The organism is Actinomycetota bacterium (assembly GCA_040881665.1).
GTDB lineage: Bacteria > Actinomycetota > UBA4738 > UBA4738 > HRBIN12 > JBBDWR01.
In genome coordinates this window covers 215,849-240,228 of record JBBECT010000005.1, presented here as the reverse complement: position 1 = coordinate 240,228, position 24,380 = coordinate 215,849, and the positions used below count along the sequence as shown (strand labels likewise).

Genomic DNA, 24,380 nt, shown 5'->3' with positions numbered 1-24,380 from the left:
CGGGTACGATGCCCGGCGTGAAGGTGCTGGTCGTATCCCCGGACCCGAAGTCGCGCCAGGCGATGGGCTTGGCCGTGCGCGGGATCCGGCGCGCACTGGGAGCGGCTTCGATCGAGCTCATCGAGGCGAGCGACGGCGAGCGGGGGATCGCGCTCGCGCGCTCCGAGGTCCCGGACGTGATCGTGGCCGACGAGATCGCGTCGCGGGCCGGAGCCTTCGCGCTCGCTCACGATCTGCGCAACGACGCGGCTCCGTTCCCGGGCGTGATCGTGATCCTGCTCGATCGCCCGCACGACGCATGGCTGGCGCGCTGGTCGGGTGCCGACGCCTGGTTCGACAAGCCCGTAGATCCGTTCGCGCTCGCCGATCGGGTCCTGGAGTTGACGCGAGCGAAGGAGACCGCGTGAAGATCAAAGGAACGTCCACTCGCACCGGCCGTGAGTTCCTCATCGACCAGGTGATCGACGCCGGCGGCGACGATCCTTGGGACGGGCGTCCGCTGCAACCCGACTACGCCGCGACGCTCGTCGAGGCGCTCAAGGCCGCCGAGGCTGCGGGCCAGCAGCTCGAAGAGGCGCTCGAGCGGGTCTCGGATCTCGAACCCGGGTTCGTCTTCCAGAAGGAGTCGATCCTCGGGCCGCTGCGCGACAGCATGGACCGGCTGGAGAACGTCCGGGTCGGGTGAATGCGGTGATGGCTCCGCGTTACGACGTCGTCGCACACGAGCGCGAGGGAGCCTGGTGGGTCGCGATCGTCGAACAGGACGGAACGACCGTCGCCGAGCGCGCGTGCAAGGACGCCGCCGAGGCACGGACGTACGCCTCGACCGTTCGACAACACCGGTACTGGCTCTCGGACGAACGGTTCCGCGAGTACTACGGACTCGGATCGGAAGCGGGGTGAGGGATGGGCTTCAACGCGATGCAGCCCGGCAAGATCCGCAAGGGTGATTGGATCATGCTCGGGGCCGCCGTCGTGATCATCCTCGCGCTCGTCGTCTGGGCGATCCGGTAGGGCCTTGGACACCCGGTCCGAGCTCGCAGAGCTGGACTATTGCTACATCACCACGACGGGCCGTCGGTCCGGACACGCGCACACGATCGAGATCTGGTTCGCCCTGCACGAGGACACCTTGTTCGTCCTGTCGGGCAACGGCGATCAGTCCGACTGGGTCAAGAACCTCCTCGCGAATCCCACCGTCGGGCTGCGTCTGGGAGAGCACGACATGATCACGAAGGCGCGGATCGTCACCGATGAGGCGGAGGACGCCCTCTCTCGCCGGTTGCTGCTCGACAAGTACATGCCACGCTCGAGCGATCAGCTCGGAGAGTGGGGAGCGACCGCGCTGCCGATCGCCATCGCGCTCCAGGGCTGAGTCGAGGCGGGGGCGGTGCTTCAGGCGCGCTCGAGGACGACCGCGAGTCCCTGGCCTCCGGAGATGCAGAGCGTGGCCAGCCCGAGTGCGGCATCGCGTTCTCGCATCTCGTAGGCGAGCGACAGGATGATCCGCGCGCCGCTCATGCCGATCGGGTGCCCGACCGAGATGCCCCCTCCGTTGACGTTCAGCCGGTCGCGATCGAACTTCAGCTCCCGCTCGCACGCGATGACCTGAGCCGCAAAGGCCTCGTTGATCTCGATCACGTCGATGTCGGGCAGCGACAGACCGGTGCGTTCGAGCACCTTGTGCGTGGCGGGAACCGGTCCGATCCCCATGAACGCCGGATCCACGCCGGCCCAGCTCATCCCGGTGATCCGTGCGAGGGGCTCGCGTCCCTCGGCCTTCGCGCGTTCCGCGCGCATCAGCACGAGTGCCGCGGCGCCGTCGGTGATCCCCGAGGAGTTCCCGGCGGTGACGCTGCCGCCCTCCCGGAACACCGGCTGCAATCCCGCGAGCTTTTCCAGCGTCGTTCCGGGGCGCGGGTGCTCGTCCTCGACCAGCTCGACCGCCCCTTTGCCTTTCGGGTTGGGTGCGGTGACGGGGAACAGCTCCGCCGCGCGGCGTGACGCCCCGTCGGCGGCCTTGCTCTGCGACTCGAGGGCAAACAGGTCCTGTTCCTCACGCGAGATGTCGTAGCGATCGACGAGGTTCTCCGCGGTCTCGCCCATCAGCAGGCCGCACAGGGGGTCGAGGAGCCCGTCGCGGTACATCGCGTCGTAGACGGTCCCGTCGCCGATCCGGTACCCGGTTCGCATCCGGTCGAGCAGGAACGGCACCCGGCTCATGTTCTCGATCCCGCCGGCCAGCACGACCTCCGCGTCGCCGAGCATGATCTGCTGGGTCGCGAGCTGTGTGGCCTTCATCCCGGAGCCGCATGCGATGTTGACGTTGAAGGCGGAGACCTCGTTCGGGACGCCAGCGCGGATCGAGACCTGACGACCCGTGTTCGGCCCGTTGCCCGCCTGGCGCGCGTGTCCGATGATCGTCTGATCGATCGAGCCGGGATCGACGTCGGCCCGACGGAGCGCCTCTTTCGCGGCGAGCTCACCGAGCTCGACCGCGGGAACCTCGGAGAGCGACCCGAGGAACCGACCGATCGGAGTCCGGGCGCCTTCGACGATCACGACCTCGTGCATGCATCCAGTCTACGCACGCGGTGGCGAACGCTCCGGTGAAACCTCCGGGCGGGCTCAGGCGACGTGGCGGGTGATGCGGCGACGCTCTTGCTCGGTCGTGCCGCCCCAGACCCCGTAGCGTTCGCCGTTCTTGAGGGCCCAGGCGAGGCACTCCTCGCGGATCCGGCAGCCCGTGCAGTGACCGAGGGCGGGCGCGGCCTCTTCCTCGGTGGTGGGGAAGAACACGTCGGGGTCGACGCCGAAGCAGGCGGCCCGTTCTTGCCACACGTCGGGTGGGGAGGGGTTCTCGGGCAGGAGCCCGAGGTCGATGTCCCCGAACCGGTTCCGTCTCACGTGGATCCCCCTCAGGTCCGTGGCGGTCGCGGGCGACGGGGGCGTCCGCGAGCCCCCTGTGTACCACCCCTGGACGGCCGAGCGGAAGGCCCCATCCGGTGCAATTGTCACTCCTGGAAAGGTGATGCACGACCGAGTCTTCCGGTCGTCGGGCGATCGGCGTACGGAGCCCGGCGGAGGTTTCAGACCAAGGTGATCGCCTTGCCCGCCGCGGTCAGTGCCTTCTCCCGGTCGGCCCAGCGGATCCGGACGATCATCCGGGTACCGCCTCCCGGCCGGGGGGCGGCGCTCGTCACGAGCCCGGCCGCCGAGGTGGGGTCGGCGACCGCGTGGATCGGCGTTCCCGCGAGGACCGTTTCCGCGGCATCGGCGGCCACGAGCACCCTCCGTGGGTGGCCGAAGTTGCGGATCTTCGCGACCGACTCCTGACCGAGGTAGCAGCCCTTCGAGCCGTCGATCACGCCAGCCTCGGGATCGTCCAGCCCGGCCTCCGCCGGCAGCGACTCCTCGTCCAGGTCGAGACCGAAGCGCACGTCGCCGCGCCGGGTCCGCCACAGGTCGACGGCCTGCCAACCGACGGTCGCGAACCCCTCCGGGAGCGGAACGTCGGGCGCCAGGAGCAGGTCGGCACCATCGCCACCGTCCCGTCCGGTCGCGAACAGCTGGGAGGGGCGCCAGTGCTCCCGTGCGGGTTCTCCGGGCCCGAGCACGCACACGACCCCGACCCCGGCCGGCTCGAGGACCACGTCCGAGGAGAGCACGTAGGGGGCGAGCAGCTCCTCGATCGGACGTCCGTGCGCCGGGTCCTGAGAGAGGACGACGTCCTCGGGGCGACGGTAGACGTGGACCTCGCCTCGGATGCGACCGGTGGGCGACAGGAGCAGCGATCGGATAGTCGCGCCGGGAGCCAGCCCCTGGATATCGGCGGTGAGCAGGTCGTGCAGCCACGCAACGGCGTCGGCGCCTCCGACCCGGATCGCTCGCCGGTTCCGCCGATCCACCACGACCGGCGCTTCCCGTTCGAGGAGTTCGAGCTCGCGAGCAGTGTCGTCGTCGAGGGTGTGCATCCTTCTGCGAGGATACGGCTCCGTGGATGTTCCCCGGACCCTCGTGGTCACGAACGATTTCCCTCCGCACGTCGGCGGCGTCCAGACGTTCGTCCACGCGCTCACGGCACAGCTCCCTGCCGATCGCGTGGCGGTGCTCGCGCCCGGCGCGGCCGGCGACACGGGATACGACCGCACCCAGTCCTTCCGCGTCGAGCGGATCGGATCGCGCCCCCTCTGGCCCACGCCCGGGGTGCGGGAACGCGTGCTCTCGCTCGCTCGCGAGCACGCGGCCGACGTGATCCTGTTCGGCTCGCCGGTACCGCTCGCCGGGATCGGGCCGGCGCTCGCGGATCAGGGATTCCCGTACGTCACGCTCGCCCACGGGTTCGAGTACTGGATGTCCCTCGCGCCCGGGGCGCACGCGTTCCTACGCCGCGCGACCTCGCGCGCCTCCGGGGTGCTCGTCTGCTCGCACTTCGTCGCGCGCGTGGTGCGCACCGCGGTCCCGCAGGCCGTGCCGGTCGCGGTGCTCGCGCCGGGCGTGGACCCCAGCCGGTTCCGCCCCGACCGGGGCCCGGAGGTGGAGGAGCTGCGGCGCAGGCTGGGTGTCGCGGGCAGACCGGTGGTGGTGTGCGTCAGCCGGCTCGTGCCGCGGAAGGGGCAGGACATCCTGATCCGGACGATCGCCCGGGTGCGCGAGCGGGTTCCCGACGCCGTCCTCGTGCTGGTCGGCGGCGGACAGGATCGGACCCGGCTCGAGCGGCTCGCCGCCGACGTGCCCGCGGGCTCGGTGGTCTTCGCAGGGCAGGTGACCGACGAGCAGCTTCCCCTGGCGTACGCGCTCGGCGACGTGTTCGCGATGCCCTGCCGCGACCGGCTGGGGGGGCTGGAGGTCGAGGGGTGGGGGATCGTCTTCGTCGAGGCGGCGGCGAGCGGGCTTCCCGGCATCGCCGGCCGGTCGGGCGGCGCTCCCGAGGCGGTCCTCGACGGGCAGACCGGGCTCGTCGTGGACGGGACCGACGCCGGGCAGATCGCCGACGCCGTCGCCGGGCTGCTCGCCGATCCCGACCGCGCCTCGGCGATGGGACGGGCGGGCAGGGCACGAGTCGAGCAGCAACTCTCGTGGACACGCGTGGCCGATCGACTGGCGGGGTGGCTCACGCGCGCCGCGATCAAGGGACCCGCCTGAGGCTTGGCCTCACCGGGACGGCACACGCCTCGGGGTAGTCTCCGCGGTATGCAGCCGTGCGGAGCGCGCCGCCCGTGAGCGAGCGCCGGTGTCCCAACTGCGGTGCGCTCGTCGCCGCCGACGCGGAGTGGTGCAGCCAGTGTTTCCACTCCTTCGCCGCGCGGGCGGCCGCTCCGGAGGTCCCCCCGCCGCCTCCGGGCGCCGCCGACGCCGGAGGCACCCCCGCGACGGGCGACCAGGCCGCCGCCGCCGCGCCGCCGCCGCCGCCGGTCCCCGTCGCTCCCGGCGGGACCACGGTTCCCGTGACCGGGACGTCGGGGCAGGAGCAGCCGACGTGGACCTGTCCGTCGTGTGGCGAGGTCAACCTCCTGGAGGACAACGCGTGCAGCGTGTGCGGCACGCCGTTCTTCGCGTTGTTCCAGCAGGCCGACGAACGTCCCGACGTGGTGCCACGCGACGCGATCCTGCGGTCGCTGCTGTTTCCGGGGCTCGGTCACTCGATGCTGGGGCGAACGGGGGACGGGGTCGCACGAGGCGTTCTGTTCGCATGGACGCTGGGGACGGCGCTGCTCGTGCTCCTCAGTCGCGGAGATCGATCCCTCGGGCCGCTGCTCGGCATCGTCGCCCTCTTCGTCGTCTTCGCCCTCGTCGTCTACGTGGGAACCGCGGTTGAGGCGGCCCGGATCGCCGAGGGTGGCGCGCCGTTCCTCTCGCCGAGGGGGCTCGCGTGGGCCTCCGCCGGCCTCGTGATCGTCACGCTGGGACTCGCGTTCGTGCTCATCACCGGCTCGAGCGATGCCCGCGAGGAGGTGCCCGCGGTGGTGCCGGGCGAGCCGGCGCAGCCTCCGCCGACGATCGTCCTGCCCACGCCGTCGCCGACGACCACGCTCGAGCCGACCCCGACCACGCCGGTGACGCCCACCGCCGGTGCGAGCGAGGCCCTCTAGGATGCTGCGGGATGAGTGAGTACGCAGAGGGTTCGATCGTCGTGGACGGGCTTCCCTGGGACGTGATGGAGGTCATCACCGACTACGAGTCCTACCCCGAATGGACCGAGGTCGTCTCGGCGCAGGTGGTTGCACGCGGCGAGGGCGGACTCGGTTCCGAGGTGGCCTTCGAGGTCGATGTGCCGTTCCTGGGGACCGCCGGCTACACGCTGTCCTATGTCTACGCAGGTGATCAGGGTCTGTCGTGGTCGACGAAGGAGGCGCGCGGCGCCGTCCGGGACATCCGGGGGGAGTACCTGCTGCGCGAGCTCGAGGACGGCAAGACGGAGGTCACGTACCGCCTCGCCGTCGACCTCGGGGTCCTCGTCCCCGGGTTCGTGCGCACCCAGGGCTCGCAGCGCGTGATCGAGAACGCGCTCGAACGGCTCAAAGGGCGCGTCGAAGCTCGCTAGGACCCCTTATCCTGGGCGTGATGCGCGTCCTTCTGTTCACCGGGAAAGGCGGGGTCGGGAAGACGACCGTCGCCGCTGCCACCGCGGTTCGCGCTGCCCGCGCTGGTATCCGGACGATGGTGATGAGCACGGATCCCGCGCACTCGCTCGCGGACTCGTTCGATGTCGAGATCCCGTCGGAGTCCACCGAGATCGAACCGGGCCTGTGGGCCGAACAGATCGACGCCCAGGAACGCCTCGAAACGAACTGGCGGGACATCCAGGAGTACTTCATCCAATTGATGAACTGGGCCGGTGTCGAAGCGGTCCAGCCCGAGGAGCTCTCGGTCATCCCGGGGCTCGACGAGATCTTCAGCTTGATCGACGTGAAGAAGCACACGGAGTCGGGTGACTACGACCTTCTCGTGGTCGACTGCGCACCGACGGCCGAAACGCTTCGGCTGCTGTCGCTGCCCGAGGTCATGAACTGGTACATCGAGAGGATCTTCCCGGTCGAGAAGAGGATCGTGAAGACGGTGCGTCCGCTCGTCTCGCGGATGACCTCGTTGCCGATCGCCGGCGACCAGTTCTTCGCGGCGATCGAACAGCTCCACGGCAACCTGGAAGCCGTCCGCCGGATCCTCACCGACGAGACCACCTCGACCGTGCGTCTGGTGGTGAACCCGGAGAAGATGGTGATCTCCGAGGCTCGCCGGACCTACACGTACCTGTCGTTGTTCGGCTATCGCGTCGACGCCGTCGTGGTGAACAGGATCTTCCCCGACGACGTGACGGATCCGTACTTCGGGAAGTGGAAAGACATCCAGGCCGAGCACCTCGCGACGATCCGGGAGTCGTTCGAGCCCGTTCCGATCCTGACCTCGAAACTCTTCGATCGTGAGCTCGTCGGGGTCGGACTGCTCGAACAGATGGGCGAGGAAGTCTACGAGGATCGTGATGCTGCCGCGATCCTGTTCCGCGACGAGCCGGTGCGGGTGCGCAAGCGTGGAGAGCACTACGTGCTCGGGATGCGGCTGCCGTTCGTCTCGCGCGACGACATGGATATCCATCGTCGGGGGGAGGAGCTGTTCGTGCGCGTCGGAACCTACAAACGGAACCTGATCCTGCCGCAGACGTTGCAGCGTCTGGAGGTGCGCGAGGCGAACTTCCGCGGCGAGCATCTCGAGATCCTCTTCGGTCGCGCCTCCCCGGACGCGGCCGCCGGTCCGCAAGGAGGAGCGTAGATGGCCACGATCCACGAGCCGAGTGACGCCACGGAGGGCACGCCACACGCCGTGCCCACGGAGGTCGGCGCCGCGACGACCACCTCCACGAGCGAGACCGCAACGCAAGGAGAGCCCGACACCGCCCGGAAGGAGGGTGGACACGTGTGTCCCGTCGGCTTCTGTCCGATCGGTGCCGCGGTGAACTCCCTCGGGGCGGTCCGTCCCGACGCGATGGCACACCTGCTGGTCGCCGGACGCGAGTTCCTGCTTGCCGCTAGAGCGGTCGTCGATGCACGCGCGGACGAGGTCGACGAGGCTGTCGACGAGGCGGTCAACAGGTTCCAGAAGATCGACATCGGGTGAACGCGTCCCACGCCGCCGCATCGATCCCGGCTCAGGCCGTCGGGGTCGACGTCGGTGGGTCGTGGATCTCGGCGTATCGGGTGAGTCCGGAGGGGGAGATCCTCGCGCGCGCCGAGGTGCCGTCTCCGGCCGACGACCCCGAGGCGCTCGTCGCGGCGAGCGTCGGGATCGCTCACGGCCTCGCGAACGCGGACGTCGTCGCCGTCGGGATCGGCGCCGCCGGCATGGTCGATCACACCGGGACCGTGCGCTTCTCCCCGAACCTCGCGTGGCGGGAGCTCCCTCTCGCCGCGCGCGTCGCGGACAAGATCGGCCTGCCGGTGCTCGTGGGCAACGACGCGAACGTCGCCGCCTGGGGCGAGTTCCGCGTAGGAGCGGGACGCGACGTCGAACATCTGCTGCTGGTGACTGTGGGGACCGGGATCGGCGGTGGGATCGTGAGTCAGGGCGCACTGGTTCGCGGGACCCATGGCTTCGCCGCGGAGATCGGTCACATCATCGTGGAGCCGAACGGGCCGGTCTGCGGCTGCGGCAACCGCGGGTGCTTGGAACAGGTGGCGTCGGGAACCGCGATCCGGCGCGCGGGGGTCCAGGCGGCACAGGAGCACCCGCGGAGCCTGTTGGCGTCGCTGGTCGATCAAGACGCGGAGAGGGTCACCGGAGAGCTCGTGACCCGTGCGGCGCGCGAGGGAGATTCGGTCGCGCGCAGCGTCCTCGCGGTCGTCGGGCGCAGGCTCGGCGAGGGGATCGCCGGACTCGTCAACGTCCTCGATCCCGAGATCGTGGTGATCGGTGGCGGTGTGGTGGATGCGGGAGATCTGCTGTTGGCGCCGGCCCGCGCCGCGTACCGGGACGCCGTCGAGGCGGTCCAACACCGGCCGTCCCTGGCACCGATCGTGCCGGCGGCGCTCGGGAACGACGCCGGGGGCGTCGGAGCGGCACTGCTCGCGCTCGAGGAGCTCACGGACCTCGGATGAAGCTCGGACTGCTGCTCCCGCTGTTCTCCGGAGATCCCCGGCGCGTCCGCGAGGCCGGGATCGAGGCGGAGGAGCTCGGGTTCGACGGGGCCTTCGCCTTCGACCACCTGTTCCCGCCGTGGGCCGATGTCTCGCGACCCTCGATCGAGGTGTTCACGACGCTCTCGCTCGTCGCGGAGGCGACCACGAGGCTCGCACTCGGTACGCTCGTGGCTCGCGTCACGCTCCGATCGCCGGCGATGCTGGCGAAGCACGCCGCGGCCGTCGACCAGATCTCCGGCGGTCGGCTGATCCTCGCGCTCGGCACCGGCGACGCGGGCCGGGATCCCGAGGCCGAGACCTTCGGGTTCGCCTCGCCCCCGGCGTCCGAGCGCCGCGAGCTGCTGGAGGAGACCGTCGGCGCGTGCCGGCACCTGTTCAGCGGTGAGCCCTGGCCGGGCGGTGATCGCGTGCCGCCGATGCAGGGGCCCCTGGTCCCTCCGACCGTCACGCCGGGAGGACCGCCGATCTGGATCGGAGGAACCGCGCCCGCCGCGATCCGGCTCGCCGCACGGGTCGCCGACGCCTGGAACGGATGGGGGTTGGACCTGGAGGGGTTCCGCGAGCGGGTGGACCGACTCCGGGCGGCCGGCGTTCAGGCCGGACGCGACGTCCCGCCGACGTGGGCGGGACTGGCCCTCGTCGGCCGCGACGACGACGAGCTGGCCCGGCTTGCGATCGAGCGCGAGGAGCGGGGTGCGCCGGGGCAAGGGGTCTGGAAGGGGACCGCGGAGGGATTCGGTGCGCATCTGCGCGGGATCGCCGAGACGGGGGCGACATGGGCCATCGTGATGGCGGCCGGTCCCGCGGACCGGGTTTCGGTGATCGCCGAGACCGCCCGAGCGGCGGGGGTGCTGGCCGGATGACCGATGTCGGCGCACCCGGATCGAACCCCACGGATCTGAAGAAGGAGAAGAAGCGGCTGCGCCGTGCGGTGCTCGAGCGACGCGACGGCGTATCGACCCTCGATCGCGATCTGGCGGCCGCGGAGATCTCCGGGCTGGTGCGCGAGATCCTCCACGACCGGGGGGCCCGGGTCGCGATGGCGTTCTGGGCGTTCGGCTCCGAACTCCCGACCGGACTCCTGATCGACGAGCTGCTCGCCGAGGGGGTGATGGTCTGCCTGCCGCTGATCGCAGAAGGGGAACTCGAAGCGAGGAGCTACCGTCCCGGTGACCCGGTGCTCGAGACCTCGTTCGGCGCCAGAGAGCCCGCGGAGGGCGCGCTCGTCGAGCCCGATCAGGTCGACGCCGCGCTCGTTCCCGCGGTCGCGTTCGACCGGCTCGGATACCGGATCGGGTACGGGGGCGGTTTCTACGATCGATTCCTCACGAAGGTGCGCGACGACACCCTGCTGATCGGCATCGGCCTTGCCGTCCAGCGCGTCGAGGAGGTTCCCCGGGGGCACTTGGACCTGCCGGTCGACCTGCTCGTGACCGAGGACGGCGTCGAGAACGTCGCTGCTCGGCGGGCCTCGACTTGAACCGTCAGTCAAATCCCTGGTAGAACCCCTCTGCACGTACCCGATCCGTTCCGTCCCGCAAGGAGGTCCACCCGCGATGGCCGACGAACACAAGTCCCCCCTCCACGCGATCCAGGAGTCGATGGGCGCCACGTTCGTGCCCGAAGGCGGGTGGCTGTGGACCGAGTCGTTCGGCGACACCGATGCCGAGTACCGCGCTCCACGCGAGAACGTCGGGATGTGGGATCTCGCACCTTTGAACAAGTGGGAATTCACCGGCAAGGACGCGACCACCGCGATCCAGCGGATCCACAGCAACGACATCGCCGGCATGTCGGTGGGACAGGTCAAATACGGAGCGTTCCTCGACATCGACGGTCTGATGGTCGACGACGGGACGGTCTACAAGTTCGCGGGCGACCACTACTGGGTGATGACCAACGGCATGGAGCGGCGCGAGTACTTCGCGGGGAACACGCAGGGCCTCGACGTGAACATCGAATACCGCTCGTTCGAGCTGCCGAACCTGCAGGTGCAGGGGCCGCGATCGCGCGACTTCCTCGCCGTGCTCACCGACGCCGACCTGTCGAGCCTGAAGTACTTCACGTTCCTGCCCGAACAGGTGAAGGTCGGGGGCGTGCCCGTCACGCTGTCGCGGACGGGCTTCTCGGGCGAGCTGGGCTTCGAGCTGTTCGTTGCGGCCGAGAACGCCGAGGACCTCTGGAAGGCCGTCCACGGCGCCGGCGCACAGCCGTACGGGGTCGGGGTGATCGAGCCGATACGCATCGAGACCGGCATGATCGTCACCGACTACGACTACGAGCAGAACACGCGAACGCCGTTCGACTTCAACATGGATCGGCTCGTGGCCACGGGGAAGGCGGACGCGGCGTTCAACGGCAAGGCGAAACTGTCCGAGATCGCCAAGAACCCCCCGAACCGCTTCAAGACCGTGAAGTGGGATGGTGACCTCACGCCCGAGTACGGCTCGAAGTTGACGTCGGGCGGAGCCGAGGTCGGCGTGCTGACGAGCCCGTGCCAGTCGCCGACGTTCGGCGGCATCGGGCTGGCGATCCTGGCAAGCGATGTCGCATCCGACGGGGAGAAGGTGGAGATCGCCCACGAGAGCGGTGCGATCCCCGGGACGGTCGACGTCCTCGCGATCTACGACCCGAACAAGACCAGACCCCGTAGCTGAACGGGGTCACCCGACCGAGGGGAGCAGCATGGCCGGATCGGTGAAGTCACCGCTGTACGACGTCCAAGCCGCCGCCGGCGCCGAGTTCGAGGACTTCGACGGGTTCTGGTGGACCGCGCATCTCGGCGACGTGATGGGCGAGTACGACGTGATCCGCAAGGGCGCCGGGCTCTGGGACGTCTACCCGCTCGTGAAATGGGACTTCTCCGGCCCCGACGCCCTCCGCGCCGCGCAGCGCGTGTTCACGAACGACGTGGTGAATCTGCAGATCGGTCAGGTGCGCTACGGAGCCTTCGTCGACGAGACCGGGAACATGGTCGACGACGGGACGATCTACCGGGTCGCCGACGACCACTGCTGGGTGATGACGAACATGCCCGGCTACGACGAGTACTTCGCGGGCGCGATGCAGGGTCTCGACGTTTCGATCGTCGACCGGACCGCCGAGATGCCCCTGATCTCGGTGCAGGGCCCGGAGTCGCGCACGGTGCTCTCGAAGGTGACGGATGCGGATCTCACCGGGCTCGGGTACTTCCGGTTCCTCCCCGAACGGGTGCAGGTCGCGGGGATCCCGGTGTGGCTGTTGCGCACGGGGTTCTCCGGCGAGCTGGGCTACGAGCTGATCCCGGACCGCGATCGCGCGGTCGATCTGTGGAACGCCCTCCAGGATGCCGGCGGCCGGCCGTTCGGAACACACGCGGTCGAGATCGCGCGGATCGAGGCGGGTCTGATCGTCGCGGGGGTCGAGTACGAGCCCGGCGCCCGTTCTCCCTACGACCTGTCCTTCGACCGGATGATCGCGATCGACACGCCGGAGTGCGACTTCCTCGGGAAGGACCGCCTGCGCGAGCAGGCCGCCGATCCGCCCAATCGCTTCAAGACCCTGCGGATCGCGGGAACGGCTGCTCCCGAGTACGGCACGCCGGTCCGTCGCGGCGGTGAAGAGGTCGGAACGCTCACGAGCGCGGCCGAGAGTCCTCTGTTCGGCGTGATCGGGCTCGCGGTGCTCCGCACCGACCAGGCGACGAACGGCACGGAGCTCGAAGTGGCCGTCGACGGCGGGACCGCGAAGGCCACGGTCGACGACCTTTCGATCTACGACCCGAACAAGCGCAAGCCGCGCGCCTGACCGACCCGCCCGGTCACAGCTGATCTGTTCGGTCGGGCGGCCGAACGCTCAGAAGAGGCCGACGGTCGTACCGTTCGCGTCGATGTCGACGTTCTTGAACGCGGGCGTCTTGCCGAGCCCCGGCATGCGCTGCATGTCGCCGCAGAGCACGACGACGAAGCCCGCGCCGGCGCTCGGCACCACCGAGCGGACCGGGAGCCGGAAACCCCGGGGGCGATTCAACATCTTGGGGTCGTGCGACAGCGACAGGTGGGTCTTCGCCATGCAGACGGGGAAGGTGCCAAACCCGAGGGCGTCCATGCGTTCGATGTCCTTCACCGCCTGGGGGAGGAAGTCCACGCCGTCCGCTCCGTAGAGCTGCGTGGCGATGGCCTCGACCTGCTCCTTGATCGGGGTTTCCGGGGGGGTGAGGTATCCGAAGGTGTTCGGTCGTTCGCACGCGGCTACGACCGCCTCGGCGAGCTCGATCGCTCCATCGCCTCCCTCGGCGAACGCGTTGTTCACGACGACGGTCTCGGCACCCGCCGCGGTCGCGAGCTCGGAGATCAGCGCGACCTCGTCCGCCGTGTCGGTGGGGAAGCGGTTGATCGACACGACGCACGGCAGCCCGTAGCGCTTCACGATCTCGATGTGGGCCGTCAGGTTGTCGATGCCGCCTCGGAGGGCGGTGAGGTCCTCCTCCCCGAGGTCCTCGAATCGCTTGCCTCCGTGCGACTTCGTGGCGCGGATCGTCGTGACGAGTACGGACGCGCTCGGAGCGAACCCGCCGGTTCGACAGACGATGTCGCAGAACTTCTGGAAACCGAGATCGGATGCGAAGCCGGCCTCGGTGATCACATAGTCGGCGAGCTTGAGCGCGATCCGGTCCTCGATGATCGAGTTGTTCGCGTGCGCGATGTTGCCGAACGGTCCCGCGTGCAACAGGGTCGGCTGGTGTTCGAGGGTCTGAACGAGGTTCGGCTTGATCGCCTCCCGCATCACGACGGTCATCGCACCCGCGACCTCGAGGTCCTCGGCGGTGACAGGCTTGCCGTCGTGGGTCTCGGCGACGACGATCCGTCCGAGCCGGTTGCGTAGGTCCCGCAGGTCGCTCGCGAGTGCGAACACGGCCATGACCTCCGAGGCCGCCGTGATCACGAAGGAGTTCTCCCGCGGCACGCCGTGCGCCCTGCCACCGAGTCCGACGACCGTGTAGCGGAGCTCGCGCTCGTTCATGTCCATCGTGCGGGGCCAGGTGATCGTCGCGGGATCGATGTCGAGCGGATTGCCGTGGTACAGCGAGGCGTCGAGCGCCGCGGCGAGCAGGTTGTGCGCGGTCGTGACCGCGTGGAAGTCGCCGTTGAAGTGGAGGTTGATCTCCTCCATCGGAACGACCTGCGCGTAGCCACCCCCGGTGCCGCCACCCTTGATGCCGAAGACCGGTCCCATGCTCGGCTCGCGGAGACAGAGCATCACGTCCTTGCCGATCTTGCCGAGCCCCTGTGTGAGGGAGACGGAGGTCGTCGTCTTCCCTTCGCCGGCCTTCGTCGGGGTGATCGCCGTGGTGATCACGAGCTTGCCGTCGGGTCGTCCTGCGAGACGCTCGAGGACCGACAGCCGGATCTTGCCGCGGTGAGCCCCGTAAGGCTCGATCTCGTCGGGCAGCAGGCCCGCGGCCTCCGCGACCTCGGTGATGGGGCGGAGCTCCGCCTCCTGTGCGATCTCCAGTCCGCTCTTCATGCTCGGGCGTCCCTTCCGTCTCCGGCGTCGTTCTCTGCGCGGCGCGGCGTCGTGCGCTCGGGTGGCCGCGCCTTGAATGCCCGTTCAACCCCACGTCGGACGATACAAGCCTGCCGGACGGCCTCCAAGCCCGACAGGCCTATCCTCGACCGACGGTCATGTCGCTCGAAGCGGTCGGAGGCCCGAGCGGCCCGGACACCGTGCTTGGATCGCGAGTCGATGGACCTTGGGCGCGGGCCGGTCCTACCCTGGGGGCATGACGACCACCGAACCCGTACGCAGGAACGTAGTCCGGCGACCGATCGTCGCGGTGAAGGGCGGCGAGCGCTCCGAGCGGCCCGACACTCTCGCCGCGGAGGAGCCGATGGAGATCCGGGTCGGGGGGCCGGGTCAGGAGGCGGGTTCGGTCGCGGTCACGATGAGGACGCCGGGAGGCGACTTCGAGCTCGCGGTCGGGTTCCTGGTCACGGAGGGGCTGATCGCCCCCTCCGGGGATCTGGAACGCGTCGCGTACTGCGAGGACGTCGGTCCCGACGACCAGCGATACAACATCGTGACGGTTCGTCTTACCCGCCCGTTCGACGCCGACCTCGTGCGCAGGAACTTCTACGCGACATCGAGCTGCGGCGTCTGCGGGAAGGCATCGATCGACGACGTGCAGGTCCACTGCGCGCCGGTCGCGTCGGGGCCTGTCGTCGAGGCATCAGTGATCGGGACTCTGCCGGATGCCCTCCGCCGCGCCCAGCGGGTATTCGATCGAACCGGGGGCTTGCATGCCGCCGGTCTGTTCGATCCGGAGGGCACGCTCATCAGCCTCCGCGAGGACGTGGGGCGCCACAACGCGGTCGACAAGGTGGTGGGGGAGCAGGTGCTCGTCGGTGGCCTTCCCCTCGCGGACCGGATCCTGCAGGTGTCGGGCCGCGTGAGCTTCGAGATCGTGCAGAAGGCCGCGGTGGCCGGTATCCCCGTGATCGCCGCGGTCGGCGCCCCGTCGAGCCTCGCGGTCGAGACGGCCGAGCGGTTCGAGATGACCGTGCTCGGGTTCGTCCGCGACGACCGGTTCAACATCTATTCGGGGGCGGAGCGGATCCGGTCCTGACCAGCGGTCGGCCGGTCGCTCCGGTCGGAGTTTGAACCGGGGTTTAGGATAGGGGCACGGCCGGACGATGCCGGTTGTACGCACCGTCGAAAGGAGCGCCGATGCCGAACGGGCTCGCGCGACTCACCGAGCCGATGGTTCGCGAGAACGGCGAGCTGCGGGTCGTTCCCTGGGAGGTGGCCCTCGATCGGGCCGCGCAGGGATTGACCGCGGCCACCGAGGCGAACGGCGGCGACGGGGTCGGCCTGTTCAGTTGCTCGAAGGCCACGAACGAGATGAACTTCGTCGCTCAGAAGTTCATCCGTCAGGTCCTTCACAGCAACAACATCGATAGCTGCAACCGAACCTGACACGCACCTTCGGTCGTCGGTCTGGCGACCGCGTTCGGGGCCGGTGGCGGTACAAGTTCATACGAGGAGGTCGAGAACACCGACCTCGTCATCATGTGGGGATCGAACGCGCGGGAGACGCATCCGATCTTCTTCCACCACGTCTTGAAGGGCATCCGCAACGGCGCGCGGATGTTCACGGTCGACCCGCGGCGTTCGACCACCGCGGAATGGGCCGACCTGTGGCTCGGTATCGACGTGGGCACCGACGTGGCCCTGTCGAACACGATGGCTCGGGAGATCATCGCGAACGATCTGCACGACAAGACGTTCATCGAGCGCGGGACCGAGGGGTTCGCCGACTACGCCGCGAGCGTGGAGCCGTGGACGCTCGAGCGCGGTGCGCGGGTGACCGGGGTGCCCGCCCCGGCGATCCGCGAGGCGGCGCTCGCGTTCGCGCGCGCGGATCGGGCGATGATCTGCTGGACCCTGGGGATCACCGAGCACCACAACGCGGTGGACAACGTCCTCGCGTTGATCAACCTCGGTCTGCTGACCGGCCACGTCGGGACCTACGGCAGCGGTCTGAACCCGCTGCGCGGGCAGAACAACGTCCAGGGCGGCGGCGACATGGGCGCGATCCCGAACAAGTTGCCGGGGTTCCAGGACATCGAGACCGATGCCGCCGCGCGCGAGAGGTTCGAGCGAGCCTGGGGCGTGCCGGTCCCCCCTCGGTACGGCTGGCATCTCACGCAGATGTTCGATGCGATGGAACGCGGCGACCTCACGGCCGTGTACGTGATCGGCGAGAACCCCGCGAGCTCCGAGGCCGACCTCCATCGGGCGCGCAAGCTGCTCGGGAACCTCCACACGCTGATCGTGCAGGATATCTTCATGACCAAGACCGCGGAGCTCGCCGACGTCGTCCTGCCGGCCAGCGCCTCGTGGGCCGAGACCGAGGGCACGGTGACCAACTCCGAGCGGCGTGTCCAGCGCGTGCGCAAGGCGCTGGAGCCACCGGGCCGGGCGCGCGACGACATCTGGATCATCGGCGAGATCGCGAACCGGATGGGCGCCCGATGGGGCGAGCTCACTCCCGAAGAGGCGTGGGACGAGCTCCGCGCGCTCAGCCCGATGCACGCCGGCATGAGCTACCGCCGTCTCGAAGAGCTGGGTGGTCTGCAGTGGCCCTGTCCCGACGAAGAGCACCCGGGAACGCGGTTCCTCCACGAGCGTCTGTGGTCGGAGGATCCCGAGGAGCGCGGCATGCCCGCTCCCTTCAGCATCACGCCGCAAGCCGATCCCGTCGACCGGCTGACCGACGAGTACCCGTTGCGGTTGACCACCGGGCGGCGGCTCACCGACTACAACACCGGGGTACAGACCGGCGGGTTCTCCTCGCCGCTGCGACGGGGCGAGTCGGTCGACGTCTCCCCGGAGGACGCGCGCGACCTCGGTGTCGCCGACGGTGAGATCGTCCGCGTGACCTCACGGCGTGGATCCCTGGAGGCGCCGATCCGGATCGACCCGACGCTGCGCCGGGGGCTGACGTTCATGACGTTCCACTTCCCGGAGGAAGTCGAGACGAACCGGCTCACGATCGACGCCACCGATCCCAAGTCCGGCACCGCCGAGTTCAAGGCCTCCGCGATCCGGATCGACAAGCTCTCGGTCGCAACAGCCGCGGGCGCCTGATGGAGGCTCGTTGGACCTCCAGCTGACCGAGGCGCGTCCCACAGATGAGGAACGCGCCGCCGTGGACGACCTGCTGGGCCCACCGCGCGGACGGTGGGACGGAGGCGAGCGCGGCACCGAGGACTCCCGCATCTCCCGCGCGGGCCACGAGGTGCGCGAACAGCGCCATCTCCTGCTGCCGGCGCTGCACGCGGTCCAGGACCGGATCGGGTGGATCAGCGAAGGTGCACTGAACTACGTCTCGATGCGGCTGACCGTGCCGCCCGCCGAGGCCTACGGCGTGGCGAGCTTCTACGCGCTGTTCGCGACCGAGGAGCGCCCGCCCACGGTCGTGCACGTCTGCGACGACATCGCCTGTCTGCCGGCAGGTGCCGAACGCCTCTGCGCGGAGATGGAACGGGTGATCGGGCCGGCCGGGACGCCGACGAGCGACGGCTCGACGACCTGGCAGCGGAGCCCGTGCCTGGGCATGTGCGAGCAAGCGCCGGCGGTGCTGCTCCAGCGCGCGGGACACGGCGCCCGGGACCGATCGATCGGCGGCGCGCGGGCCGAAGGCGTCCTGTCCGAGCTCGCGGGCGGTGGGGGATCGGAGGCGCCCGGCGCCGACGCGGGGACGGTCGCTCCTCAGACCGCGAGCGCCGAGGGACGTGCTGAGCTCCGGCTGCTGCGCCGGGTCGGGGTCGTCGATCCGGAGAGCCTCGACAGCTACCGGGCCGAAGGTGGATACGAGGCGCTGCGTCTCGCGGTGCAGATGGGACCGGCGGGTGTGATCCGCGAGCTGAAGGACGCGAAGCTCATGGGGCGTGGAGGAGCGGCGTTCCCGACCGGCGTGAAGTGGGAGGCGGTCGCCTCGCAAGGGACCCGGCCCCACTACTTCATCTGCAACGCCGATGAGTCCGAGCCCGGAACGTTCAAGGACCGCGTCGTGATGGAGCACGACCCGTTCGCACTGATCGAGGCGATGACGATCGCCGGGTACACGACCGCATCCGAACGTGGGTTCATCTACATCCGGGGTGAGTACCCCCTGGCGGAAGCCCGCCTGCGACACGCGATCGACGAGGCGCGGGACCGCGGGTTCCTCGGCGAGGACGTGATGGGGGAGGGGTTCTCCTTCGACATGGAGGTCCGTCGTGGCGCCGGCGCCTACATCTGCGGCGAGGAGACCGCGCTGCTCAACTCGCTCGAGGGTCAGCGCGGTGAGCCGCGGAGCAAGCCGCCGTTCCCCGTCGCGATCGGACTGCACGGCAAGCCGACGGGCATCAACAACGTGGAGACCTTGATCAACGTCCTCGAGATCCTGGCGATCGGCGGACCCTCCTACGCGGCGATCGGGACCGAGGGATCGACCGGTCCTCGACTGTTCTGTCTGTCGGGGGCGGTCGAGCGTCCCGGCCTGTACGAGGCGCCCTTCGGTCTCACGCTTCGCGAGCTCCTCGCATCGGCGGGCGGGGTGCGCGGCGGCGGACCGCCGAAGGCCGTGCTGCTCGGGGGCGCGGCGGGCGCATTCGTCGGACCGGGGGATCTCGATCTACGGCTCACCTTCGAGGACACACGGGAGGCGGGCGTCACGCTCGGGTCGGGCGTCGTGCTCGTGTTCGACGACGAGACCTCGTTGCCCGAGGTCCTCGTGCGGATCGCCGCCTTCTTCCGCGACGAGTCCTGCGGCCAGTGTGTGCCCTGTCGTATCGGGACCGTGCGCCAGGAAGAGGCGCTCCAGCGGCTGGTGCGCGAGCGCCCGATCGGCTCCCGGGAACAAGAGCTTGCGCTGCTCGACGAGATCGCCACCGTGATGCGCGATGCGTCGATCTGTGGGCTCGGCCAGACGGCCGCGGACGCGATCGCCTCGGCGATCTCCCGCCTCGAGGTGTTCGCGCCCCAGGGCGCGGCACAGACGGAGGTCCTCCCCACGCGGACCGAGGAACAGGAGTCCTGACACGATGGAACCGGTGATGCTCGCTCCGCCCAAACGCCTGATCGACGTGGAGATCGATGGCGAGACCGTTCGCGTCCCCGAGGGCGCCACGCTGCTCGACGCCCTGCGGGCGAAACGGGTCGACACTCCCACCCTCTGCTACTCGGAGAACCTCACCCCGGTGAACGCATGTCGCGTCTGTGTCGTCGAGCTCGAGGGCTCGCGCACGCTCGTGCCCTCGTGCGCCCGGAAGGCGGAGGGGGGGATGCAGGTCGCCACCGATTCCCAGCGGGTGCGCACGAGCCGGCGGATGGTGCTCGAGTTCCTGGCCTCGAGCGTGGATCTCTCCCTCGCGAACGACGACGTCCGCCGGTGGATCTCCGACTACGGGGTCGACGCGGAGCGCTACGGGGAGCAGGCGGCCCCGGCACCGCTCGGCGAGCGGGACACCCGGCACGCCGGACACCACCACGAACCCGACGGAACGCGGGCCGAGACGGTCGCCCAACCCGTCAAGGTCGACAACGACCTGTACGTGCGCGACTACGAGCGCTGCATCCTCTGCTACAAGTGCGTCGAGGCGTGCGGCGTCGACGCACAGAACACGTTCGCGATCGCGGTCGCCGGTCGCGGGTTCGATGCCCGCATCTCCACGGAGTTCGATGTGACACTCCCGGACTCCGCGTGCGTGTACTGCGGCAACTGCATCGGTGTGTGTCCGACGGGTGCCCTGATGTTCAAGTCCGAGCACGACATGCGAGAGGGTGGGACGTGGAACGAGGAGGCGCAGACGGTCACCGAGACGATCTGTCCCTACTGTGGCGTCGGATGCGATCTCGAGCTCCACGTGCAGGACAACGAGATCGTGAAGGTCTCGAGCCCGCTCGATAACTCGATCACGAGCGGGCACCTGTGCATCAAGGGGCGATTCGGTTTCCAGTTCGTGCAGAACCGCGGGCCGAAGGACGCCGACGCCGCCGCGCGAGGGCTCGGGATCGTCGAGGGCCCCGCCGACCGGATCGCACGCGACACGGGGGACCCCGACGCCTGATCTCGTCGCGACGGGGATCGTCCTCGCGGGAGGAGCATCCACTCGGTTCGGCTCGGACAAGCTCGCGGCGATCTACCGGGGGATGCCGCTGTTGCACCATCCGGTGTTGCGCCTGATCGAGGTCTGCAACGAGGTCGTCGTCGTCCTCTCCGCGGAAGGTCCCGAGCCGTCCTTGCCGCTCGGGGTCCCGGCCCGGTTCGCGCGCGACGCAGCCGAGGGATCCGGTGACCGGCAGGGGCCCTTGGCCGGCCTGCTCGCCGGTCTGAACGAGACGACGACCGATCTCGCTCTGGTCGTCGGCGGCGACATGCCGGAGCCGTCGACCCCCGTGCTCCTGGAGATGCTGGCCGTGGCGGGTGAAGCGGGGACGGACGCGGTCGCGCTGCAGGACGGCGATCTCTTCCGGCCGCTGCCGATGCTGGTGCGCGCCGATCGCGGCCGTCACGTCGCTCACGCGCTTCTCCACGACGGAGAGCGGAGGCTGCGCGGGTTCCTCGATGCGCTGCGCGTCGGGGTGATCGACGAGGCGACCTGGACGTCGCTCGATCCGCAGCGGCGGAGCCTTCACGACATCGATGTCCCCGGAGACCTCCAGATCTGACCGGTCACCGAGCCCGCGGTCGCCGAACCGGCAGCGGGTATCCTCGGACCCTTCCCGAGCTGGAGGAGGGATGCGGGTGGAGCGGGTCGTCGTGGCCCTCGGTGGGAACGCGCTGCTCAGACGCGGCGCCGACGACACCTTCGAGGAGCTGTATCGATCGGCCCGCAGCGCCGCGGAGAAGGTCGCCGATATCGCAGCCGCCGGCTGGGAGGTCGTGCTCACGCACGGGAACGGTCCCCAGGTCGGGCGGATCCTGTTGCAGCAGGAGGCGGCGCGCGGCTGGGTGCATCCGATGCCGCTCGATGTGTGCGGGGCCGAGAGCCAGGGCCAGATCGGCTATCTCCTTCAGGTCACGATCGGCGACGTGTTCTTCGAGCGGGCGATGGAACGTCCTGTGGTCACCGTGCTCACGCTGACGCGGGTGCGTGCCGACGACCCCGCGTTCGAGGATCCGACGAAGCCGATCGGCCCCTACTACGAGGAAGAGGAGGCGCAGAGGCTTGCGGACGAGCGAGGCTGGACGGTCAAACCCGACAGCCACGGCGGGTGGCGCCGCGTCGTTCCCTCGCCGGCGCCGTACTCGATCGTCGAGACCCCGGTGATCGCGAACCTGATCGGCGACGGTGCGATCGTGATCGCGTCGGGCGGCGGCGGCGTGCCGGTGATCGAAGACGGCCCCCGCCTCGTCGGGGTCGAAGGCGTGATCGACAAGGACCTCGCCGCCGGGATCCTGGCCACGGAGCTGCAGGCCTCGACCCTGCTGATCCTCACCGACGTCGCTGGGGTCCAGCGGGATTTCGGAACCGAGCACGCCGAGCAGATCCGCGACCTTCCCGTCGACGAGGCGCGACGGATGCTCGCAGCGGGGGAGTTCGGCGCGGGGTCGATGGGGCCGAAGGTGCGGGCGGCGGTGGAGTTCTCCGAGCGGGGGAACGACCGAACCGCCGTGATCGCCGACCTCGAGGACGCCTTGCCAGCGCTCCGGGGCGAGGTCGGTACGACGATCCACTGACAGCTCGCTGCGAAACGGCCACCCTCTCGGAGCCACCTCCCTCGCGATAGGCTCGCGTCGTGCGCTGCCGGGTCGTCGTCTACAACCTCAAGGGGTTCCGGCTCGGGCGGGAACCGATCGCCGAGGTGCTCCACGACCTCGCTCCCGATGTCCTGTTGGTGCAAGAGTCCGGTCCACGCCGGTACCTGCGCCGGCTGGGTGAGCGGCTGGGGATGGAGGTGGCTTCCGACCCCTGGTCGCCGCTCCGCCGCCGGGTGAAGAACGCCGTCCTGGTTCGGACGCCGCTCACCATCGCCGGCCACCGTCTCGATCGGTTCCCCGGGACCGAGCGCTTCTACCCGCGAGGAGCGTTGCTCGCCGACGTGCGCGCCTGGTCCGTGCGTCTGCGAGTGGTGTCGGCGCACTTGGGGCTGGTCCCGGCCGAGCGCGCCGCGCACGCTGAGATGCTCGCCGATCTCGCGCTCCCGCTCGACCCGCCGACGATCCTCGGGGCCGACCTGAACGAGCGGCCGGGTCGCGGCGCGGCGGCGCGTCTGGCCGAGGCCCTCCGGGATGTCCGGCCCCAGGATCCCCTCCCCGCCGACACCGGACACGATCAGGGTGCGACGTTCCCCTCGGACGATCCGTCGGCGAGGATCGACTACCTCCTGGTTTCTGAGGGTGTCGGGGTTGCCTCCGCCCGGGTCGCCGTCGAGGCGGGGATCGCGTCGGATCACCTTCCCCTGGTGGCAGACCTCGAGATCGGGTAGCTAGATCCGCCGGCGCCCGCCGCGGGCCGGGTTGCGGAACAGCTGGATCACGATGAAGACGCCGAAGAGCCCCGCCGCACCGACGAGGCCGACGAGCAGGATCGCGAAGAACCACTCCAGGAACCCGCTGATCGCAAGGATGGGCTGCATCGCGCGAGATGCTACCGCACGCCGCGGACCTCATTTCCCGCCCGCGCCCGGCCCGCGCCCGGCCCGCGCCCGGTCCGCGCCCGCCGCCCGGCCCTCGGCGCATAGGATGACGCGGTGCGACTGGGCCTGCTCACCGGCGGGGGCGACTGCCCCGGACTGAACGCGGTGATCCGCGCGGTCGTGCGCGACGCGGTCGGCCGGCGGGGGGACGAGGTGGTGGGGTTCGCCGACGGATGGCTGGGCGTCCTCGACGACGACGCCCGGACCCTCGATACGGCCGCGGTGCGGGGGATCATCCATCGGGGCGGGACGATCCTTGGGTCATCGGGTACGAACCCGTTCAACCACGATCGTGGGCCGGAGCGGATCGAAGAGACGCTCGCGCGTCACCGTCTCGACGGATTGATCGCGATCGGCGGAGAGGGAACGCTCACGGCTGCGACGCGTCTCGCGGATCTCGGTGTCCATGTCATCGGAGTGCCGAAGACGATCGACAACGATCTGTCGGCCAACGACTACACGATCGGGTTCCACACCGCGGTCGGCGTCGCGACCGAGGCCGTCGACCGGCTGCACAGCACCGCGGAGAGTCACAACCGCGTGATGGTCGTCGAGGTGATGGGCCGCCACGCGGGATGGATCGCGATCTCCGCGGGTATCGCGGGCGGAGCGGATGCGACTTTGATCCCCGAGCGGCCGTTCGATCTCGATGAGGTCTGTGCTCTGCTCCGTACGCGCCATATGCGCAGCGCCTCGTTCTCGATCGTCGTGGTGGCCGAGGGCGCTCTTCCGGTCGACCACTCGATGCCGCTGCCCGCCTACGAGGTCGATGAGAACGGGTTCCCGCGCCTCGGGGGGATCTCCGCGGTGCTCGGACCCCAGATCCAGGAGCGAACGGGCTACGACACCCGGGTGACGATCCTCGGCCACACCCAGCGCGGGGGCTCGCCCGTGCCGTTCGACCGGATCCTCGCGACGCGGCTGGGGGTGGCAGCCGTCGCCCTCGCCACCGCGGGCGGATGGGGCCGCATGGCCGCGTTGTCGGGTGGGGAGATCGTCGACGTTCCTCTGGCCGACGCGGTCGCCGAGCGCAAGGTGGTGCCGGACTCTCTGATCCGCACGGCCGAGGTCTTCACCGGCTGA

Annotated in this window: 27 protein-coding genes; 22 read left to right on the top strand and 5 right to left on the bottom strand. The window is 69.8% G+C overall.

The window, feature by feature from the left end:
• Nucleotides 1–17: 17 nt before the first annotated feature.
• The 4 genes from WEF05_06870 to WEF05_06855 all read left to right on the top strand — a co-directional run bounded on the left by WEF05_06870 (nt 18) and on the right by WEF05_06855 (nt 1,375).
• A complete protein-coding gene (locus tag WEF05_06870) occupies nt 18–407 on the top strand; it encodes a hypothetical protein (protein MEX1101608.1) in 390 nt (129 codons plus the stop codon).
• Nucleotides 404–685 carry a hypothetical protein gene (locus WEF05_06865; protein MEX1101607.1) on the top strand — a complete coding sequence of 94 codons (282 nt, stop codon included), beginning with the start codon at nt 404–406 and terminating at the stop codon, nt 683–685. Before WEF05_06870 ends, WEF05_06865 begins: the two co-directional genes overlap by 4 nt.
• 8 nt (nt 686–693) lie before the next feature.
• Complete coding sequence (locus WEF05_06860; protein MEX1101606.1) at nt 694–903, top strand: hypothetical protein; 210 nt, start codon at nt 694–696, stop codon at nt 901–903.
• Between the two features lie 115 nt (nt 904–1,018).
• A complete protein-coding gene (locus tag WEF05_06855; GenBank protein MEX1101605.1) occupies nt 1,019–1,375 on the top strand; it encodes a nitroreductase family deazaflavin-dependent oxidoreductase in 357 nt (118 codons plus the stop codon).
• Nucleotides 1,376–1,395: 20 nt separating this feature from the next.
• Here WEF05_06855 and WEF05_06850 read toward each other — a convergent pair whose 3' ends face one another.
• The 3 genes from WEF05_06850 to WEF05_06840 form a co-directional block, all read right to left on the bottom strand.
• On the bottom strand, nt 1,396–2,574 hold the full coding sequence (locus WEF05_06850) for an acetyl-CoA C-acetyltransferase (GenBank protein MEX1101604.1): 1,179 nt from the start codon (nt 2,572–2,574) through the stop codon (nt 1,396–1,398).
• A gap of 54 nt (nt 2,575–2,628) precedes the next feature.
• A complete protein-coding gene (locus tag WEF05_06845) occupies nt 2,629–2,907 on the bottom strand; it encodes a WhiB family transcriptional regulator (GenBank protein MEX1101603.1) in 279 nt (92 codons plus the stop codon).
• Between the two features lie 182 nt (nt 2,908–3,089).
• The gene (locus tag WEF05_06840) at nt 3,090–3,974 is read right to left on the bottom strand and encodes a hypothetical protein (protein ID MEX1101602.1); all 885 of its coding nucleotides are present in this window, start codon (nt 3,972–3,974) and stop codon (nt 3,090–3,092) included.
• A gap of 22 nt (nt 3,975–3,996) precedes the next feature.
• Between WEF05_06840 and WEF05_06835 the strand changes: the two genes are divergently transcribed.
• The 10 genes from WEF05_06835 to WEF05_06790 all read left to right on the top strand — a co-directional run bounded on the left by WEF05_06835 (nt 3,997) and on the right by WEF05_06790 (nt 12,917).
• Complete coding sequence (locus WEF05_06835) at nt 3,997–5,145, top strand: glycosyltransferase family 4 protein (protein ID MEX1101601.1); 1,149 nt, start codon at nt 3,997–3,999, stop codon at nt 5,143–5,145.
• Between the two features lie 74 nt (nt 5,146–5,219).
• Nucleotides 5,220–6,092: a Ran-binding zinc finger domain-containing protein gene (locus WEF05_06830; GenBank protein ID MEX1101600.1), complete on the top strand. Its 873-nt coding sequence runs from the start codon at nt 5,220–5,222 to the stop codon at nt 6,090–6,092.
• Between the two features lie 11 nt (nt 6,093–6,103).
• The gene (locus WEF05_06825) at nt 6,104–6,544 is read left to right on the top strand and encodes an SRPBCC family protein (protein ID MEX1101599.1); all 441 of its coding nucleotides are present in this window, start codon (nt 6,104–6,106) and stop codon (nt 6,542–6,544) included.
• Between the two features lie 20 nt (nt 6,545–6,564).
• Nucleotides 6,565–7,767, top strand: a complete 1,203-nt coding sequence (locus tag WEF05_06820) for a TRC40/GET3/ArsA family transport-energizing ATPase (GenBank protein ID MEX1101598.1) — start codon at nt 6,565–6,567, stop codon at nt 7,765–7,767.
• Nucleotides 7,768–8,112 (top strand): hypothetical protein, encoded by a 345-nt coding sequence (locus WEF05_06815; GenBank protein ID MEX1101597.1) that lies wholly within the window; start codon nt 7,768–7,770, stop codon nt 8,110–8,112.
• Entirely contained in the window at nt 8,109–9,089 is a 981-nt protein-coding gene (locus WEF05_06810) for an ROK family protein (GenBank protein MEX1101596.1), read from the top strand. The genes WEF05_06815 and WEF05_06810 overlap by 4 nt, the downstream gene beginning before the upstream one ends.
• Nucleotides 9,086–9,994 carry an LLM class flavin-dependent oxidoreductase gene (locus tag WEF05_06805; protein ID MEX1101595.1) on the top strand — a complete coding sequence of 303 codons (909 nt, stop codon included), beginning with the start codon at nt 9,086–9,088 and terminating at the stop codon, nt 9,992–9,994. The genes WEF05_06810 and WEF05_06805 overlap by 4 nt, the downstream gene beginning before the upstream one ends.
• Nucleotides 9,991–10,611, top strand: coding sequence for a 5-formyltetrahydrofolate cyclo-ligase (locus WEF05_06800; protein ID MEX1101594.1), 621 nt, complete (start codon nt 9,991–9,993; stop codon nt 10,609–10,611). Before WEF05_06805 ends, WEF05_06800 begins: the two co-directional genes overlap by 4 nt.
• Before the next feature lie 76 nt (nt 10,612–10,687).
• Nucleotides 10,688–11,788 (top strand): aminomethyltransferase family protein, encoded by a 1,101-nt coding sequence (locus WEF05_06795; protein MEX1101593.1) that lies wholly within the window; start codon nt 10,688–10,690, stop codon nt 11,786–11,788.
• Nucleotides 11,789–11,816: 28 nt separating this feature from the next.
• Complete coding sequence (locus WEF05_06790) at nt 11,817–12,917, top strand: aminomethyltransferase family protein (GenBank protein ID MEX1101592.1); 1,101 nt, start codon at nt 11,817–11,819, stop codon at nt 12,915–12,917.
• Between the two features lie 48 nt (nt 12,918–12,965).
• Here the strand turns inward: WEF05_06790 and WEF05_06785 are convergent, their stop codons facing one another.
• Nucleotides 12,966–14,636, bottom strand: coding sequence for a formate--tetrahydrofolate ligase (locus WEF05_06785; protein ID MEX1101591.1), 1,671 nt, complete (start codon nt 14,634–14,636; stop codon nt 12,966–12,968).
• A gap of 256 nt (nt 14,637–14,892) precedes the next feature.
• On the opposite strand from WEF05_06785, the gene fdhD reads away from it, so the two are divergent.
• The 7 genes from fdhD to WEF05_06750 all read left to right on the top strand — a co-directional run bounded on the left by fdhD (nt 14,893) and on the right by WEF05_06750 (nt 23,087).
• Nucleotides 14,893–15,735, top strand: coding sequence for a formate dehydrogenase accessory sulfurtransferase FdhD (gene fdhD / locus WEF05_06780; protein ID MEX1101590.1), 843 nt, complete (start codon nt 14,893–14,895; stop codon nt 15,733–15,735).
• Nucleotides 15,736–15,836: 101 nt separating this feature from the next.
• Nucleotides 15,837–17,759, top strand: coding sequence for a molybdopterin-dependent oxidoreductase (locus WEF05_06775; GenBank protein MEX1101589.1), 1,923 nt, complete (start codon nt 15,837–15,839; stop codon nt 17,757–17,759).
• Between the two features lie 10 nt (nt 17,760–17,769).
• Nucleotides 17,770–19,695: an NAD(P)H-dependent oxidoreductase subunit E gene (locus tag WEF05_06770; protein MEX1101588.1), complete on the top strand. Its 1,926-nt coding sequence runs from the start codon at nt 17,770–17,772 to the stop codon at nt 19,693–19,695.
• 16 nt (nt 19,696–19,711) lie between these two features.
• The gene (locus WEF05_06765) at nt 19,712–20,725 is read left to right on the top strand and encodes a 2Fe-2S iron-sulfur cluster-binding protein (protein MEX1101587.1); all 1,014 of its coding nucleotides are present in this window, start codon (nt 19,712–19,714) and stop codon (nt 20,723–20,725) included.
• 16 nt (nt 20,726–20,741) lie between these two features.
• Entirely contained in the window at nt 20,742–21,326 is a 585-nt protein-coding gene (locus WEF05_06760; protein ID MEX1101586.1) for a molybdenum cofactor guanylyltransferase, read from the top strand.
• 70 nt (nt 21,327–21,396) lie between these two features.
• Nucleotides 21,397–22,338, top strand: a complete 942-nt coding sequence (arcC, locus tag WEF05_06755; GenBank protein ID MEX1101585.1) for a carbamate kinase — start codon at nt 21,397–21,399, stop codon at nt 22,336–22,338.
• A gap of 59 nt (nt 22,339–22,397) precedes the next feature.
• A complete protein-coding gene (locus WEF05_06750) occupies nt 22,398–23,087 on the top strand; it encodes an endonuclease/exonuclease/phosphatase family protein (GenBank protein MEX1101584.1) in 690 nt (229 codons plus the stop codon).
• Here WEF05_06750 and WEF05_06745 read toward each other — a convergent pair whose 3' ends face one another.
• The gene (locus tag WEF05_06745; protein MEX1101583.1) at nt 23,088–23,237 is read right to left on the bottom strand and encodes a hypothetical protein; all 150 of its coding nucleotides are present in this window, start codon (nt 23,235–23,237) and stop codon (nt 23,088–23,090) included.
• Between the two features lie 114 nt (nt 23,238–23,351).
• On the opposite strand from WEF05_06745, the gene WEF05_06740 reads away from it, so the two are divergent.
• The gene (locus WEF05_06740; protein MEX1101582.1) at nt 23,352–24,380 is read left to right on the top strand and encodes an ATP-dependent 6-phosphofructokinase; all 1,029 of its coding nucleotides are present in this window, start codon (nt 23,352–23,354) and stop codon (nt 24,378–24,380) included.

What these genes read in the sequence shown, in the direction of transcription:
- WEF05_06850 (MEX1101604.1), bottom strand. Translation starts at nt 2,574, where the DNA reads ATGCACGAGGTCGTGATCGTCGAAGGCGCCCGGACTCCGATCGGTCGG.
- arcC (MEX1101585.1), top strand. Translation starts at nt 21,397, where the DNA reads ATGCGGGTGGAGCGGGTCGTCGTGGCCCTCGGTGGGAACGCGCTGCTC.
- WEF05_06790 (MEX1101592.1), top strand. Translation starts at nt 11,817, where the DNA reads ATGGCCGGATCGGTGAAGTCACCGCTGTACGACGTCCAAGCCGCCGCC.
- WEF05_06745 (MEX1101583.1), bottom strand. Translation starts at nt 23,237, where the DNA reads ATGCAGCCCATCCTTGCGATCAGCGGGTTCCTGGAGTGGTTCTTCGCG.
- WEF05_06820 (MEX1101598.1), top strand. Translation starts at nt 6,565, where the DNA reads ATGCGCGTCCTTCTGTTCACCGGGAAAGGCGGGGTCGGGAAGACGACC.
- WEF05_06795 (MEX1101593.1), top strand. Translation starts at nt 10,688, where the DNA reads ATGGCCGACGAACACAAGTCCCCCCTCCACGCGATCCAGGAGTCGATG.
- WEF05_06805 (MEX1101595.1), top strand. Translation starts at nt 9,086, where the DNA reads ATGAAGCTCGGACTGCTGCTCCCGCTGTTCTCCGGAGATCCCCGGCGC.
- WEF05_06800 (MEX1101594.1), top strand. Translation starts at nt 9,991, where the DNA reads ATGACCGATGTCGGCGCACCCGGATCGAACCCCACGGATCTGAAGAAG.
- WEF05_06860 (MEX1101606.1), top strand. Translation starts at nt 694, where the DNA reads ATGGCTCCGCGTTACGACGTCGTCGCACACGAGCGCGAGGGAGCCTGG.
- WEF05_06840 (MEX1101602.1), bottom strand. Translation starts at nt 3,974, where the DNA reads ATGCACACCCTCGACGACGACACTGCTCGCGAGCTCGAACTCCTCGAA.
- WEF05_06785 (MEX1101591.1), bottom strand. Translation starts at nt 14,636, where the DNA reads ATGAAGAGCGGACTGGAGATCGCACAGGAGGCGGAGCTCCGCCCCATC.
- WEF05_06765 (MEX1101587.1), top strand. Translation starts at nt 19,712, where the DNA reads ATGCTCGCTCCGCCCAAACGCCTGATCGACGTGGAGATCGATGGCGAG.
- WEF05_06815 (MEX1101597.1), top strand. Translation starts at nt 7,768, where the DNA reads ATGGCCACGATCCACGAGCCGAGTGACGCCACGGAGGGCACGCCACAC.
- fdhD (MEX1101590.1), top strand. Translation starts at nt 14,893, where the DNA reads ATGACGACCACCGAACCCGTACGCAGGAACGTAGTCCGGCGACCGATC.
- WEF05_06825 (MEX1101599.1), top strand. Translation starts at nt 6,104, where the DNA reads ATGAGTGAGTACGCAGAGGGTTCGATCGTCGTGGACGGGCTTCCCTGG.